The organism is Candidatus Corynebacterium faecigallinarum (assembly GCF_052264515.1).
Taxonomy (GTDB): domain Bacteria; phylum Actinomycetota; class Actinomycetes; order Mycobacteriales; family Mycobacteriaceae; genus Corynebacterium; species Corynebacterium faecigallinarum.
In genome coordinates, this window is the sequence record NZ_JBQQOC010000001.1 from 224474 (window position 1) to 238711 (window position 14238).

Here is a 14238-nt window from a genome sequence, read left to right on the forward strand (position 1 = left end):
AGCGTCTCTGCGGCGTCCCCGTCTCCTCATCGCAGTGACGGGTGCCAGAGCCAGACCTCCATGTCAGTCCACAACTTCTCCAGGGCGGTGCGTAGTCTCCGTCCCCGCCGGTGCCGCAGGTTGTACCGTACGGTGTCGACGATCTCGTCCGTCACCATCCCCGGGATGATCTGCACGCACAGGTCCGGATACCGCAGCAGCATCCAACCCCACCGGGCCGCCATGTTCCCCTTCCACCGGTCGATGATGAACGTCCTCTCCCCCAGGTTCGCCCCGTCGGCGGCATGGTAGATGTAGCTGTCGATCTCGATGAGGACCTTGGCCTCAGGGATCACGATGTCGAAGCGGTAGCCACGGACCTTCCGGTTGACCTCGATCCTCACCCCGGTGTCCGCCAGCGCGGTCCGGAGTCGGTCGACGACCTGGCGCTCCAGGTTGCTCGCGGTGCCGGTGACCAGGCCGTCCAACAGGGTCTCGGCGATGCCGCGGCTCTGCGGCATCAGTGCCGCCATGTCCTCGGCACGGTTGTCGTTGCCTTTCGCCCCGCGGTAGGCACGGACCAGGCACGCCCGTAGTTTCTCTTTCTGCCAGCCTTGTCGGTGCAGGTCCACGACGGTCTGCAGTGGTGTGGTCACCGGCAGGCCGCGGACGGTCACCGTCCGGCTGAACTTGCGCTGCGTCACGGTCAGCCGTGCACCGCCGTCGCTGGTCCGACACTTCGGCAGGACGCCCTGCGCCGGCCATTGCATCTCAGCCCACCCGTGGAGGTGTGCTGCGGTCTCCCCGCTGAACACCAACTCCGGATGCTGGTGGACCAGCGCCTCGAGACGGATGTCGTCGGTTGGTTCATCAACGCTGTAGAGACCGTGACCGACCCGATGAATCACTCCGCCCCGCACTGCCCTGGTCACCGAGTGGCGACTCTTGCCTGCTTTCAACAGCTCCGACGTGGTCCAGAACTTCCTCTTAATGTTCTGCGCCCCCATTGTGCCCCTCCAGCCTTCCCCGCACGACCCCTGCCGTGCAGTCCCCACACTAGGTGATCAGCCGACGATGCGAGAGGTGACGCTCAAGTTCGGCTTTTGCGCCCCCGATTCGTCGATCCGCTGGCAGGCATATCGCCAAACGGGGGCGGAAAAGCAGATCCCAGGGCGTCTGCGATGTGCCGGGGACGCAGGACAGCGGCGGCGGAACCCCACAGCGACAGCCACCTTCCCCCGGACCCTCCCTACAACAGCAGAACACCCGCCCCACCACCATGACGGTGACGGGACGGGTGTCCGGAGAACGTGCCGCATCAGAAGATGCGGCCGACCGTCTTATGACTAGCGGCGCAGGCCCAGACGGTCGATCAGGGAGCGGTAACGCTCGACATTGTTCTCCTGCAGGTACTTCAGCAGGCCCTTGCGACGACCGACCAGCAGCAGCAGGCCGCGGCGGGAGTGGTGGTCGTGCTTGTGGAACTTGAGGTGCTCGGTCAGCTGACGGATGCGGACGGTCAGCAGTGCGACCTGAGCCTCGGGGGAACCGGTGTCGGTCTCGTGAAGGCCGAACTCCTTGAGGGTGCTGGCCTTCTGCTCCTGGGTGAGAGCCATGATGAATCTCCTAGTTGTTTCAGTCCGCGCAAAAAAGTTGAAGCGTCCGATGCCGTTTCCGACATCATTACTGGCGACACTGTCTGTGACTACCGCGAACCACAGTCACAGACCGGCCAACACTATCACCCTCGGTCGCGGGGAACCAATCGTCGGGTCGCATCGACGTCGCTGGTGATCGCGGTGATCAGACTGTCGAGGTCGGTGTACGTCTCCATGCCACGGATGTGGTCGATGAAACTTACGGTGACTTTGCGTCCGTACAGGTCGGCCTCGTGGTCCAGGACGAAGGCCTCGACACTGCGGGTCTCGTCACTGAACGTCGGGTTGGTGCCCACCGAGATCGCCGCCGGCAGGTGCGCGTCCACCGGCATGTCGCCGACCTCGGACCCCGACGGATCCTTCTGGGTCGGCAGGATGCGCAGGTCACCGGCGTAGACACCGTCGACCGGTAGCGCCTGACTGTCCGGGAAGTACAGGTTCGCCGTCGGGAAGCCCAGGGCTGCACCGCCGCGTCCTGCACCACGGGTGACGACCCCACGGACGGTGAAGTTGCGTCCGATCGCCCCGGCGGCCGACACGACGTCGCCCTCCGACAGCCGGTCACGGATCCAGGAGGAGCACACCGTGTGGCTGCTCGACCCCTCTTCCACGTCACCCTCATCGACGAGCAGCCCGTGGACAGTGACGTCCACGTCGTACTTCTCCCCCAGCTCGCGCATGGTGTCACTGGTGCCGGACGCCTGCGACCCGAAGGTAAAGTTCTCGCCGACGACGACGGCCTTCGCGCCCAGCGTCTCCAGCAGGACGTTGCGGAAGTACTCCTCCGGGTCCCAGCTGGTGATCTCCTCGTCGAAGGCGATGACCAGCATGGCGTCGATCCCGTAGCGTGCGGCACTGACCGCGCGCTGTTCCACGGTGGCCAGCAGTGGTGGTGTGTTCTGCGGGTCGAAGATCGCCCGCGGGTGAGGGTCGAAGGTCACCATCACCGCCGGCACGCCGAGTTCGCGCGCCTTGTCCGCCGTCGAGGTGACCAACCTCTGGTGTCCGCGGTGCACGCCGTCGAAGACGCCGATGGTCACGACACTGCCGTCGAGATCCGTGGGAACCTCGTCTAGTCCATTCCAGATATCCACGGGCACCACACTACGACATCCGGGGCCAACACCTAGACTGAACGCCATGTCTACAGGCGCCTCCGATACCTCCGGTTCCCCTGCCGCACCCTCCCCCGCCGCCGACGGGCTGTTGTCCCGCTCCGGCCTGGTGGTCGTGGACAAGCCGGCCGGGATGACCAGTCATGACGTGGTTGCCCGGTGCCGCCGGATCTTCGGAACCCGTCGGGTGGGCCATTCCGGCACCCTGGATCCGATGGCCACCGGTGTGCTGGTCGTCGGGGTGGAACGGGGCACGAAGTTCCTGGCCCACGTGGTCACCCACGACAAGCGCTACACCGCCACGGTGCGCCTGGGGGCGTCCACGGTGACCGACGACATGGAGGGTGAGGTGCTCACCTCGGCGTCGGCGGAGGATCTCGCCGGGTTGGACGAGGCGACCGTGCGCGCCGCGTTCGACCGCCAGGTCGGCGAGATCATGCAGCGTCCCAGCAGCGTGAGCTCGGTGAAGGTCAACGGGCGGCGGGCCCACGAGCTGGTGCGCGAGGGTGTGGACGTCGTGCTTCCGGAGCGTCCGGTGACAGTGCACTCGCTGGATGTGCTGGACGTCCGACTCGGCGGCGACGCCGTGGAGATCGACATCAACGTGCACTGTTCCTCGGGCACCTACATCCGATCGATCGCCCGCGACGTGGGCGCGGAACTCGGCGTCGGCGGTCACCTGACCGCACTGCGACGCACCAGCGCCGGCCCGTTCGACATCTCCCAGGCCAGGACGTTGGACGCCCTGTCCGCCGTGCGTGACGACACCGACGCCGCCCCGGAACTGTCCCTGACCTTGGACGAGGCGATGTCCACCTGCTTCCCGGTCCGCAAGGTCACCGAGGAGGAGGGTGTGGCCCTGTCGCTGGGCAAGTGGCTGGAGCCGGTGGGCGATAAAGAGGTCCATGCGGCGGTGACCCCGTCCGGACATGCCATTGCCCTGCTCCAGGAGCAGGGCAAGAGGGCGGCGAGCGTCTTCGTCGCACGCCCGGCGGGGATGGACTAGACCACCGGATAAGGTCGCACAGGGCGCCCCCCGGGGGCGCCCTATCAGGACGCTACGGCCGGGGGTTGATGACCCTGCCCCACGTCGACTTGTTGCCCCAGATGTTCTGGCGCAGGCCCTCCAACTGGAGGATCTGGTTGTGGTCGACGAAGAGGTTGCACTCATTGCCGTAGTTCTTGACGTACCACTCGAAGACGGGGCCGTCAGCGGCCTCGAACATGACGTTCTCCAGACCCAGGCCGTTGATGATGGACGCCGCAGCACCGGTGTTCCACTCGACGACATTCTCGGTGATGCCCTCGGACTCGATCATGATGATCGAGGCACCGGCGTCGAGTGCGCGCTTACCTCGGTCGATGAGGTCGCCGACGTCCTTGTCGGATTCGGCGGCCAGCTCCGTCTCGGTGGAGTCACCGCCGGAACCGATCTGGATGCCGAGCTCGGGTTTGGCCTTCAACCCGGCGTTGACGACCTTCTCCACCAGGCGCTCCAGCCCACTGGTGGGCAGCATGATGAAGCCGGTGGAGATCTCGATGACGTCGAAGACGTCCTGCAGGTGACGGGTGCCGTAGGTGTCGTAGTAGGGTGCGCGAATCTCGGTCATGCCGAAGGAGCGGGGCTTGGAGGGCCGGTAGGCGCGGGGGACGAAGTTGAATGAGACGTTCTCGTCGATGGCGTTGCTCATCGTGATTACTCCTTAGGAGTCGTGGTGAGTGGTGTGGTGAGTAATGCGGTGGTTCGGCAGCGTGTGGTGGTGTGCCGGGGATATCGGGGTGGCCGGTGACCGCGCCGGGCCGCTACGCGCGGGTGGTGTTCACGCGTGCCAGTGCCGCAGTCAGATCGCTGGTGCGGTGGTTCTCCAGGCCGTGGACGATGTCGCTGATCTCGTCGCGTAGGCCCTGGTCGGCGAACGGGGTGGTGAGCGCGTCGAACTTGGCACGGGCACCGGCCCAGTCCAGTGGCTGGGTGAAGAAGCCGTCGTAGGCTGACTCCTCGGCGGTGAACACGTTCCCGTCCTCGGAGCCGTCGTCGAGGGTGATCGTCAGGCGCGCGGGCATGTCCTGCGGGAAGCGGTCGGAGAAGGAGTCGTCCGGGGTGATCGTGACGGTACGCATGAGCTGCTGGACGTCGTCGGCGATGATGCGCTCGGTCTCGTACTGGGCGGGGTTGAGTTCCCCGTCGAGCAGGGCGACCGCGAGCACCCATGGCAGGGAGTGGTCTGCCTCTTCCTTGGTGCGGATGGTCTGCTTGTCGCCCCCTTCCCCACCACCGATGATCGAGTAGGCCACGTCGAAGGTGGTCAGCTCGATGCTGGTGATGTGGGCGGGGTTGAAACCGTCGTGCTTCCGGATGTCCATTGCGGCGTCAAGGGCCGACTGGGAGTGGATCTCGGCGTTGTACTTCTTGATGATCGTCCGGGTCACCGACTCCAGGTCCTCGGACGCCCAGTCGAGGGTGTAGTCACCGCCCAGGGCCTTGAAGCCCTTGTTGCCTTCGAAGATCTCCTCGGGTCCTGTGATTCCGCGGGAGGCCAACAGTGCCGACCAGGTTCCCTCCTTGGCCACGTGCGGGTAGGCGAGCCCCTTCCAGTGCCTGAGGTTGCCGGTGCGGGTGACACGCAGCGCGACATTGGCGGTGCCGGCCATCGCCACCGCGTTGGCGATCTGTTCCGCGGGAAGCCCCAGGGCCTTGGCGGCCGAGGCTGCGGCGGCGAAGGCGCCCTGGGTGGTGTGGTCGAAACCGAGGGCGCGCACCGGTGCGACGTCCGACAGCCGGGTGTGGACCTGGTAGGCCACCGCGAAGGCGGTGAGCAGGTCGGCACCGCTGGCGTCCACGCTCTCGGCGGCGGCGAGTGTGGCACCGAAGTTGTCGGAGGGGTGGTTGGTCTCCCCCTTCGCCAGGTAGGCGTCCATGAAGTCGAGGTAGCGGCTCAGGGCACTGTTGAGGAAGGCGGCCTTCTCCGGGGAGGTCTTGCCGCCGCCGATGAGGGTGGATTGTCCGGTGCCGCCGAGGTCCTCGATGAGGCCACGGATGGCGATGATGGGTTCTGCGTCGAGTGCGCCGATGGCGACACCGAGGGTGTCGAGGATCCTGATCTTCAACTGCTCGAGAGCTCCGGGGCTCAGGTCGTCGAGGGAGACGCGGTCCACGAAGGCGGCGAGCTGGCCGACCTCGGTGGTGGCGATGCCGCCGCTTTCGGTGCCGGTGTCGGATGCGGTGGCGCGCGAGGCACCGGGCGAGCCGGCGATGTACTTGGCGTCTGCGGTGATGGCGCCATCTTCGGCGTCGGTGGCGATGGAACTTGTCATGCAGGTTCTCCTGTCGGTTGAAGAGACAACGGTGGTGTTCGGACGACTGTGGTGTGACCGTCCTTTTCGGGTTGCCTCGCCTACCCTGGCGCCGCTCATGTGCGCAGAGTCAAGGGCGGCGTGATGCATCCCACCTCTCCTTGACTCGCCGCCGGAAGTGCCCGCCCGAACCCGCACCGGGACGCTGCGTCGACACTGCGGCGGCACTGTGGCGACACTGCAGCAACACCACGGCGACGCTGCGGGGACACAGCCACCCCCCGATTCCCCGACGATCGCAGGAATGCACTAGAATGCCGGATTATGAGACAGTGACTCCCGACCAGTGAGACACGTCCTGAGATCTCCCCGCACAAGCACACGACGAGAGGAACACATGGCCGACAACGAGAGCCCCCGCCAGATCAAGTGGAACGGTGGTCTGCAGCAGGAAGCCGTCGACCTGCTCAACACCCCGGGCCACATCGTGGTGACCCCGACCAAGGTCGGCTACATCATCGCCACCAGCGACCGTGAGGGTCTCGAGCGCAAGTTCGCCGTCAAGCACCGCAAGCGCAACAAGCCTGGCGTCGTGCTCTGTGGATCCATCGAGCAGCTCAAGGAGCTCGCCGAGCTGAACCCGGAGATCGAGAATTTCTACCAGACCTGCGTCGAGCAGGACGTCCTGATGGGCTGCATCCTCCCCTGGAAGGAAGGCGCCCAGGAGAAGTACCTGCCCGAGGGTGCTGCTGAGCTGGCCACCGACGTGCGCGGCACCAGCTGCTTCGTCCTGAAGTTCGGCACCCCGGGCGAGAACATCGCCCGCGAGCTGTGGGAGAAGGAGCGCAAGCTGGTCTTCGCCTCCTCCGCCAACCCGTCCGGCAAGGGCAACCGTGGTGTGGTCGAGGGCATCGGCGAGGAGATCGCCGGCGAGACCGACCTGATCATCGAGGGCAACGACTACGTCGCCTCGATCCAGCCGGACAAGACCGAGGCCACCCGCTACGAGCAGGGCGTCATGGTCTCCATGGTCGACGACGAGGGCAAGCTCATCCCGGAGCAGAAGGGCGAGCGCGGCATCACCCCCTGCCCCACCCTGATCCGCAAGGGTGTCTACAACGACGAGATCGTCCTGATCCTCGCCGACCAGTTCAACACCTGGGACTTCCGCCAGGGCGCCTACTACTGATCCGGTAGGACGCACCGCCGGCCGCCGTCGGCGACCTCCCGGGCAGCCCCGGGAACCTGATCGACCCGAACTGGGCATGGATCGCCTGAATCTCCGGATTCACGGAATCCATGCTCAGTTCGGGTCGTTGTGCCTTCTCCCCCGCGTCTTCCCGCAGCCACGGTGTCACGCTGACGTCACCGCAGGACGCTGCCCTCAGCGCTCCTGCACGCCGCAGACGGTGACCACGTAACCGTCGCGGATCACCCAGGTGCCGTGCAGCGCCGGTACCGGGCTGGGACGGCTCAGCACCCGGGCATGCCAGGTGCCGCTGATCTCGTCGCCCGGACCGTCCCCGAGCTCGGTGATCTCCAGGTGCATGTCGACCTCGTCGAAGTCGAGGAACCGTCCGGCCAGCGGGTACCAGGCCTTGTAGACCGACTCCTTGGCGCTGAACAGCACCGTCCCCAGTTCCCGCCCCGGGACCCTGGACCCCACCCGACGCAGCACCCGACGCTCCCGCACCGAGGTCACGGCGGTGAGCACCCCCTCGGGCAGACGTTGGGCGACCTCCACGTCGAGGCCGAGGCTCTGCCAGTGCTCGGAGCGTCCCACCAGGGCCATGCGCAGACCGCGGGTGTGCGAGATCGTCCCGGACACCGTCGACGGGAACAGGGGCATGCCCTTGGGGCCGCGCAGGATCGGGACGTCCTCCCCCAGTCCGCGCAGTGCGCGGTGCGCGCACCAGCGACCGTCACCGAACTCGGCCTTGCGCGAGTCGACGGCGGCGGAGACGATGGCACGCTCCTCGTAGTCGAGCTCATGGTAGCGGCTGAGGTCGTTGACCTGGCCGGCGTGCAGCTCGACCAGGCCGGTCTCGGAGGGAAGCATGTGACGCGGCACGACCGGCCTACGGTCGAGGCCGTCGTGTCCCACGGCGACAAAGGGGGCTGCGATGATCATGCCTCTTCCTCTCTGGGATCTTCAGTCAGAACCGGGTAGGGCCAGAGCTCCCGTGCACGGCGTTTGTCGAGGGTGTGGTGGTGTTCGCGGGGATAGCCCAGCGACACCTCGACGTGGGGCACGCCGTCCACCTCGGTGAGAACCGGGATGTGCAGGTGCCCGTAGATGACCGTCTCCGCCCGGAAGCGGACCGGCCAGGCCTGGGTGTGCCTGGTTCCGGACCACAGGGCAATCTCGGGGAGTTCCAGTCGTTCGGTGACCTCGCGGACCAGCGGCCAGTGGTTGACCAGCACCGTCGGTCCAGTGGTCTGGGACAATCGACGCACAGTGTAACCCAGACGTTCCTGGCACCACAGGGGAACGTCGACATAGGGTGCGATCGCCACCTGGTCGGTGAACATCACCCCGTTGCCCTCCGCGGCCAGCAGGGCATGCTTGACGCTGGTCCGGGGGTCGCGCCAGGAGTGGTCGTAGAGGGTGAACATGGGGACGATGGTGCGTCCGGCGAACTTCGGGTAGGGGTCCTCGGGAGTCAGGACACCCATCGCGCGGCAGCCGGCGACGAGTTCAGCGTACTTCTGTTCGGCGTGGACGGTGTCCTTGGGCCGGGAGAACAGTTCATGGTTGCCGGGTACCCAGATGACCTTGGCGAAGCGGTCGTTGAGGTCACTGAGCATGCCGAGGATGGTGTTGGTCTTCTCGGCGACGTCGCCGGCGACGATGAGCCAGTCCCCCGGGTGCTGCGGCACCACGAGTTCCTCGACGAGCTCCCGGTTTCCGGGCGCGGCGATGTGCAGGTCCGAGACAGCCCACAGGGTACGTGCGGACGTCGGACGTCCGGGCACCGGTGTCGGGGTCATCGACGCAACCTCCTCGAAATTTCAACCACCCACGTCACTATAGTCACATCAGCCACAATTTTTACAGAGTGAAGTTGTTTTTCATGGTGCCGAGGCGTCCGACAACGTCACCCAGCCACCGGAACGGTACCGCCACGTCACCGCCACCAACCGCAGCACGATGAACGCCAGCAGGCCGCACCACAACCCGGTCAGCCCCAGGTCGAAGACCAGGGACAGCCACACACCCGGGATGAAGCCGAGCACTACCGAGACAATCGTGGCGTTGCGGAGGAACGCTACATCGCCGGCCCCGAGCAGCACCCCGTCCAGGGCGAAGACCACCCCGCCGAGCACCACCATCACCACCAGCACCAGCCACGGTCCGCGGATCGTGTCGAGCACCGCCGCATCCGAGGTGAACAGCCCCGGGATCACCACCGCACCGGCGGCCAGCAGTCCGGCGAGCACCACACCGGCGCCGACCGAGAAGCGCAGCACCTTGCGTCCGACCTGCCACGCCGTCGCCGCCGAGGCCTTGCCCAATGCCGCGCCCACCAGCGCCTGGGCGGCGATGGCGACCGAGTCCAGCACCAGGGTGAGGAAGTTCCACAGCTGCAGCATGATCTGGTGGGCCGCCAGGGAGGCGTCCCCCATGCGTCCGGCGACTGCGGCGGCGGAGACGAACGCCACCTGGAAGCTGAAGGAGCGCAGCACCAGGTCGCGCCCCATCGCCAGCTGCGGCCGGATCACCGACCAGGTGGGACGCACCGGCCGACCGTCACCGGTCTTCCGCCACGTCACCACCAGGGCGACGAGGAAGCAGGACGCGATGATCACCTCGCCCAGTACGTTCGCATAGGCGGACCCGACCAGGCCGTAGCGGTCCACCGCCCACGGCACGGTCACCACCATCGGCACCACCCCGGCCAGGGTGAAGTACAGCGGGGCGCGGGTGTTCGCGATGCCGCGGAGCCAGCCGTTGCCGGCCATGGTCACCAGCGCCGGGATCACCGACAGCGAGGTCACCCGCAACCACTGTGCCGCGGCGTCGGCGACCTCGGAGCCGGGCCCGGAGCCGGTCAGCCAGCCGGTCACCGGCCCGGCCGTCGCGGCGACGAGCACGGCGATCACCGCGCCGACCGCCACCGCCACCCAGGTGGCCTGCACGCCCTCGGCCACGGCACCGGCGGTGTCACCGGCACCATGACGTCGGGCGGCCCGGGCGGTGGTGCCGTAGGACAGGAAGGTCAGCTGGGTGGTCACCTGGGCCAGCACCGTGGCCCCGGCGGCAAGGGCTGCGAGCTCGACGACGCCGAGGCGTCCGACCACCGCGGTGTCCCACAGCAGGTACAGCGGGGTGGCCGCCAACACGGCGAGGGCGGGCCACGCCAGACCGAGGATGGTCCGGGTGTCCGCCCTCACCTCAGGGGAACTGCGCTGGGTCACTCAGCGGTCACTCAGCGCTCAGCGCCGTGATCAGCATCGTCGGTGCCGTCTGCGCCCTCAGCGCCGTCTGCGCCCTCAGCGCCGTCGGCGCCCTCGGCACCGTTACCGTCGGGCGCGCTCTTGTACGGGTCGGCGTCGCCGGCCGGCACCGCACCTTCCGCCTGCGCCCGCACCCGGTCGTCGATCTCCCGGGCCTTCGCGAGCAGGTCCTCCAGGTGGGCCGAGGCCTCCGGGACGGTGTCGAGTTCGAAGCTGAGCGTGGGGGTGAACCGGACCGACAGCTGGTCGCCGACGATCTTGCGCAGCTGGCCGCGGGCACGGTGCAGTGCCTCGGCAGCGGCGTCGGTGTCCGGCTCGTCGTCGATGGTGACACCACGGACGGTGTAGAACACCGTGGCGTCGTGCAGGTCACCGGTGACCCGGCAGTCGGTGACGGTGACGTACTCCAGACGCTGGTCCTTCACCTCACGCTCGATCGCCGAGGCGACGATGGTCATGATGCGCTTGGCCATCCGGGCCGCGCGTGCGTGGTCTGCCATGGTGGGCACCCCTGTCTCTTGAAGAAAGAATGTTGTCGATGTCTATTATCACCGGAAAAGGCCCCTCGCGCACAGACCGCTGGGGTCTGTGGCGGGGGCCGTCGCCGGTGGGTGCCCCTGCCGGGCGGACCGGGGCACCGTGGACGATTAGTCGTCCTAGTTCTTGTCCTTGGACTTGTCGGACTTCACCTGGTCACGCGGGACCTCAACCAGCTCGTAGGCCTGGATGATGTCGCCGACCTGGATGTCCGGGTAGGACAGGACCATACCGCACTCGTAGCCGTGGCTGACCTCGGTGGAATCGTCCTTCTCGCGGCGCAGCGACTCGATGGTCGCCTTCTCCGCCACGACGTTGCCGTCGCGGACCAGGCGGACCTGCGCGTTGCGGCGCATCTTGCCCGTCTGGACCATCGAACCGGCGATGAGGCCGACAGCGGAGGCCTTGAAGATCTGACGGATCTCGGCGGTACCGATCTCCCGCTCCTCGTAGACCGGCTTGAGCATGCCCTTGAGAGCCTGCTCGACCTCGTCGATCGCGTCGTAGATGACCGAGTAGTAACGGATCTCGACACCCTCGGCGTTGGCGACCTCGGTCGCCTTGCCCTCGGCGCGGACGTTGAAGCCGATGATGATGGCGTCGGACGCCGCGGCCAGGTCCACGTTGGTCTGCGTCACCGCACCGACACCACGGTCGATGATGTTCAGCGAGACCTCGTCGTCGACCTCGATCTGCAGCAGGGAGTCCTCCAGCGCCTCGACCGTACCGGCGTTGTCGCCCTTGAGGATGAGGTTGAGCTGGCTGGTTTCCTTGAGCACCGAGTCCAGGTCCGCCAGGGACACGCGCTTGCGGTTCCTGGTGAGCAGGGCGTTACGGCGACGGGCGTTGCGCTGGTCGGCGATCTGGCGGGCGGTGCGGTCGTCGTCGACGGCCAGCAGGTTGTCGCCGGCGCCGGAGACGCTGGTCAGACCCAGCACCTGCACCGGGGTCGACGGACCGGCCTCCTTCACGTCCTCACCGTGCTCGTCGACCATGCGACGCACACGACCGTGGGCGTCACCGACGACGATGGAGTCACCGACGTGCAGGGTACCGCGCTGGATGATGACGTTGGCCACCGGGCCACGACCGCGGTCGAGGTGCGCCTCGATGGCGACACCCTGGGCGGGCATGTCCGGGTTGGCGACGAGCTCCAGCGAGGCATCCGCGGTCAGCACGACAGCCTCGAGCAGCGACTCGATGTTGGTGCCCTGCTTGGCGGAGATGTCGACGAACATGGTCTCGCCACCGTACTCCTCGGGGACCAGACCGTATTCGGTGAGCTGGCCACGGATCTTGTCCGGGGACGCGCCCTCCTTGTCGATCTTGTTCACCGCGACCACGATCGGGACCTCGGCGGCCTTGGCGTGGTTGATCGCCTCCACCGTCTGCGGCATGACACCGTCGTCGGCGGCCACGACCAGGATGGCGATGTCGGTGGCCTTGGCACCACGGGCACGCATGGCGGTGAACGCCTCGTGACCCGGGGTATCCAGCAGGGTCAGCAGACGCTCCTCGTCGTTGACCTCCGCCGGCACCTGGTAGGCACCGATGTGCTGGGTGATGCCGCCGGCCTCGCCGCCACCGACGTTGGTCTTGCGGATCGTGTCCAGCAGCCGGGTCTTACCGTGGTCGACGTGACCCATCACGGTGACCACCGGCGGGCGGTACTCGAGGTCCTCGGAGCCACCCTCGTCCTCACCGAAGGTCAGGTCGAAGGACTGCAGCAGCTCGCGGTCCTCGTCCTCCGGGGAGACGACCTCGACCTTGTAGTCCATCTCCTGGCCGAGGAGCTTCAGGGTGTCGTCGGCCACCGAGGCGGTCGCGGTGACCATATCGCCGAGGTTGAACATCGCCTGGACCAGTGCGGCCGGATCGGCGTTGATCTTCTCGGCGAAGTCGGACAGGGAGGCGCCGCGACGCAGGCGGATGCTGGCACCCTTGCCGTTCGGCAGCTTGACGCCGCCGACCACCGACGGTGCCTGCATTGCCTCGTACTCGTTACGCTTCTGCCGCTTCGACTTACGTCCACGACGCGGAGCGCCACCGGGACGTCCGAAGGCACCTGCGGTACCGCCGCGACGTCCGCCGCGGGCGCCACCGCCACGCGGGCCGCCGCCCTGGCCGCCACCGGGGCCGCCCTGGCCGCCACGGCCACGGCCGCCGCCACCGGTGCTGGCCTTGGCCGGCATCTGTCCGGGGCTGGGGTGGCTCGGCATGGAGGCGGGGCTGGGACGACGTCCACCCTGTCCGCCCGGCTTCGGGGAGCCGCCGCCCTGGGACGGTGCGCCCTGCTGGCCGCCGGGACGCGGTCCCGGACGGCCGGTGGAGCCACCGGGGCGAGGCATGTCGGACTTGCCCTGACCACCGCGGGGACGCGGGGCCGGACGGTCCGAGCCCGAGGAGAACGGGTTGTTCGCCACGCGCGGGGCGCGGCCACCGGGCTTCGGCTTGGCGCCGCCCGGCTTCGGGCCGGGACGTGCACCCGGCTTCGGGGACGGACGGTCACCGGAGGTGGCGTCCGCGTCAGATGCGGCTGCACCCGGGGTCGGGCGCGGGCCCGGCTTCCCGGACTTGGCCGCACCCGGGGTAGGACGGGAAGCGGCGGCACCGGGGGTCGGGCGGGAGCCCGGGGTGGCCTTCGGTGCGGGCTTGGAGGCCGCAGCCGGCTTCGCGGCGGAGGACCCGGCCGCCTCAGCAACACCGGCAGGAGATGCGCTGTCGGCGCTGCCTGCGGCATCTGCGGCGGAGGCGTCCTTCGCTGCCGGGGCAGCAGCCGGCTTGGGCTTCGCAGCGCCGGGCTTGGGCTTGGACGCACCCGGCTTGGCCTTGGTCTCGGCAGCCGGGGCGTCCGCAGGCGCGGAGGCCTGGGCGGTCGGCTGGGAGCTCAGATCGGGCAGTGCGGCCGCACCGGCGGCCGGCTCGGACTTGGCGGCGCCAACCCCGTAATGGTTCTTCATCTTCTTGACGACCGGCGGTTCCACCGTCGAGGACGCCGACTTCACAAACTCACCCTGCTCCTTGAGCGTGGCGAGAAGTTCCTTGCTGGTCACGTTGAGCTGCTTTGCCAGCTCATGGACACGTAGCTTTCCGGGCACTACTCTCCTTAGATTTCTTCGGAGCCGCAGGCCGGTGGTCGGTTCACATGGTTTCTCTCCACCATGCTCGCCGGGTCGGCTACGTGCGACTCCAGGTCA

Annotated in this window: 12 protein-coding genes; 2 read left to right on the forward strand and 10 right to left on the reverse strand. The window is 67.6% G+C overall.

The window, feature by feature from the left end:
- Positions 1-26: 26 nt before the first annotated feature.
- The 3 genes from ACTXPP_RS01020 to ACTXPP_RS01030 form a co-directional block, all read right to left on the reverse strand.
- The gene (locus ACTXPP_RS01020; protein WP_301525291.1) at positions 27-986 is read right to left on the reverse strand and encodes a type IV toxin-antitoxin system AbiEi family antitoxin domain-containing protein; all 960 of its coding nucleotides are present in this window, start codon (positions 984-986) and stop codon (positions 27-29) included.
- Between the two features lie 339 nt (positions 987-1325).
- A complete protein-coding gene (rpsO, locus tag ACTXPP_RS01025) occupies positions 1326-1595 on the reverse strand; it encodes a 30S ribosomal protein S15 (RefSeq protein WP_301496324.1) in 270 nt (89 codons plus the stop codon).
- Between the two features lie 125 nt (positions 1596-1720).
- Positions 1721-2731, reverse strand: coding sequence for a bifunctional riboflavin kinase/FAD synthetase (locus tag ACTXPP_RS01030; RefSeq protein WP_301496326.1), 1011 nt, complete (start codon positions 2729-2731; stop codon positions 1721-1723).
- Positions 2732-2885: 154 nt separating this feature from the next.
- Between ACTXPP_RS01030 and truB the strand changes: the two genes are divergently transcribed.
- Positions 2886-3758, forward strand: coding sequence for a tRNA pseudouridine(55) synthase TruB (truB, locus tag ACTXPP_RS01035; protein ID WP_443340479.1), 873 nt, complete (start codon positions 2886-2888; stop codon positions 3756-3758).
- A 52-nt stretch (positions 3759-3810) separates the two neighbouring features.
- Here truB and ACTXPP_RS01040 read toward each other — a convergent pair whose 3' ends face one another.
- Together ACTXPP_RS01040 and ACTXPP_RS01045 are read right to left on the reverse strand one after the other, a co-directional pair.
- Complete coding sequence (locus ACTXPP_RS01040; RefSeq protein ID WP_443340455.1) at positions 3811-4443, reverse strand: phosphosulfolactate synthase; 633 nt, start codon at positions 4441-4443, stop codon at positions 3811-3813.
- A 112-nt stretch (positions 4444-4555) separates the two neighbouring features.
- On the reverse strand, positions 4556-6067 hold the full coding sequence (locus tag ACTXPP_RS01045; RefSeq protein ID WP_443340456.1) for an MmgE/PrpD family protein: 1512 nt from the start codon (positions 6065-6067) through the stop codon (positions 4556-4558).
- Between the two features lie 376 nt (positions 6068-6443).
- Between ACTXPP_RS01045 and ACTXPP_RS01050 the strand changes: the two genes are divergently transcribed.
- A complete protein-coding gene (locus ACTXPP_RS01050; protein WP_443340457.1) occupies positions 6444-7235 on the forward strand; it encodes an L-threonylcarbamoyladenylate synthase in 792 nt (263 codons plus the stop codon).
- Positions 7236-7430: 195 nt separating this feature from the next.
- On the opposite strand, the gene ACTXPP_RS01055 is transcribed toward ACTXPP_RS01050, so the two are convergent.
- From ACTXPP_RS01055 to infB, 5 genes are all read right to left on the reverse strand, one after another.
- Positions 7431-8177: a 4'-phosphopantetheinyl transferase family protein gene (locus ACTXPP_RS01055; protein WP_301525726.1), complete on the reverse strand. Its 747-nt coding sequence runs from the start codon at positions 8175-8177 to the stop codon at positions 7431-7433.
- Positions 8174-9037 (reverse strand): metallophosphoesterase family protein, encoded by an 864-nt coding sequence (locus ACTXPP_RS01060; protein ID WP_301496337.1) that lies wholly within the window; start codon positions 9035-9037, stop codon positions 8174-8176. Before ACTXPP_RS01060 ends, ACTXPP_RS01055 begins: the two co-directional genes overlap by 4 nt.
- 81 nt (positions 9038-9118) lie before the next feature.
- A complete protein-coding gene (locus ACTXPP_RS01065; RefSeq protein ID WP_443340458.1) occupies positions 9119-10465 on the reverse strand; it encodes an MATE family efflux transporter in 1347 nt (448 codons plus the stop codon).
- Between the two features lie 11 nt (positions 10466-10476).
- Positions 10477-11004 carry a 30S ribosome-binding factor RbfA gene (gene rbfA / locus ACTXPP_RS01070; protein WP_443340459.1) on the reverse strand — a complete coding sequence of 176 codons (528 nt, stop codon included), beginning with the start codon at positions 11002-11004 and terminating at the stop codon, positions 10477-10479.
- 156 nt (positions 11005-11160) lie between these two features.
- A complete protein-coding gene (infB, locus tag ACTXPP_RS01075; RefSeq protein ID WP_443340460.1) occupies positions 11161-14139 on the reverse strand; it encodes a translation initiation factor IF-2 in 2979 nt (992 codons plus the stop codon).
- Positions 14140-14238 lie beyond the last annotated feature (99 nt).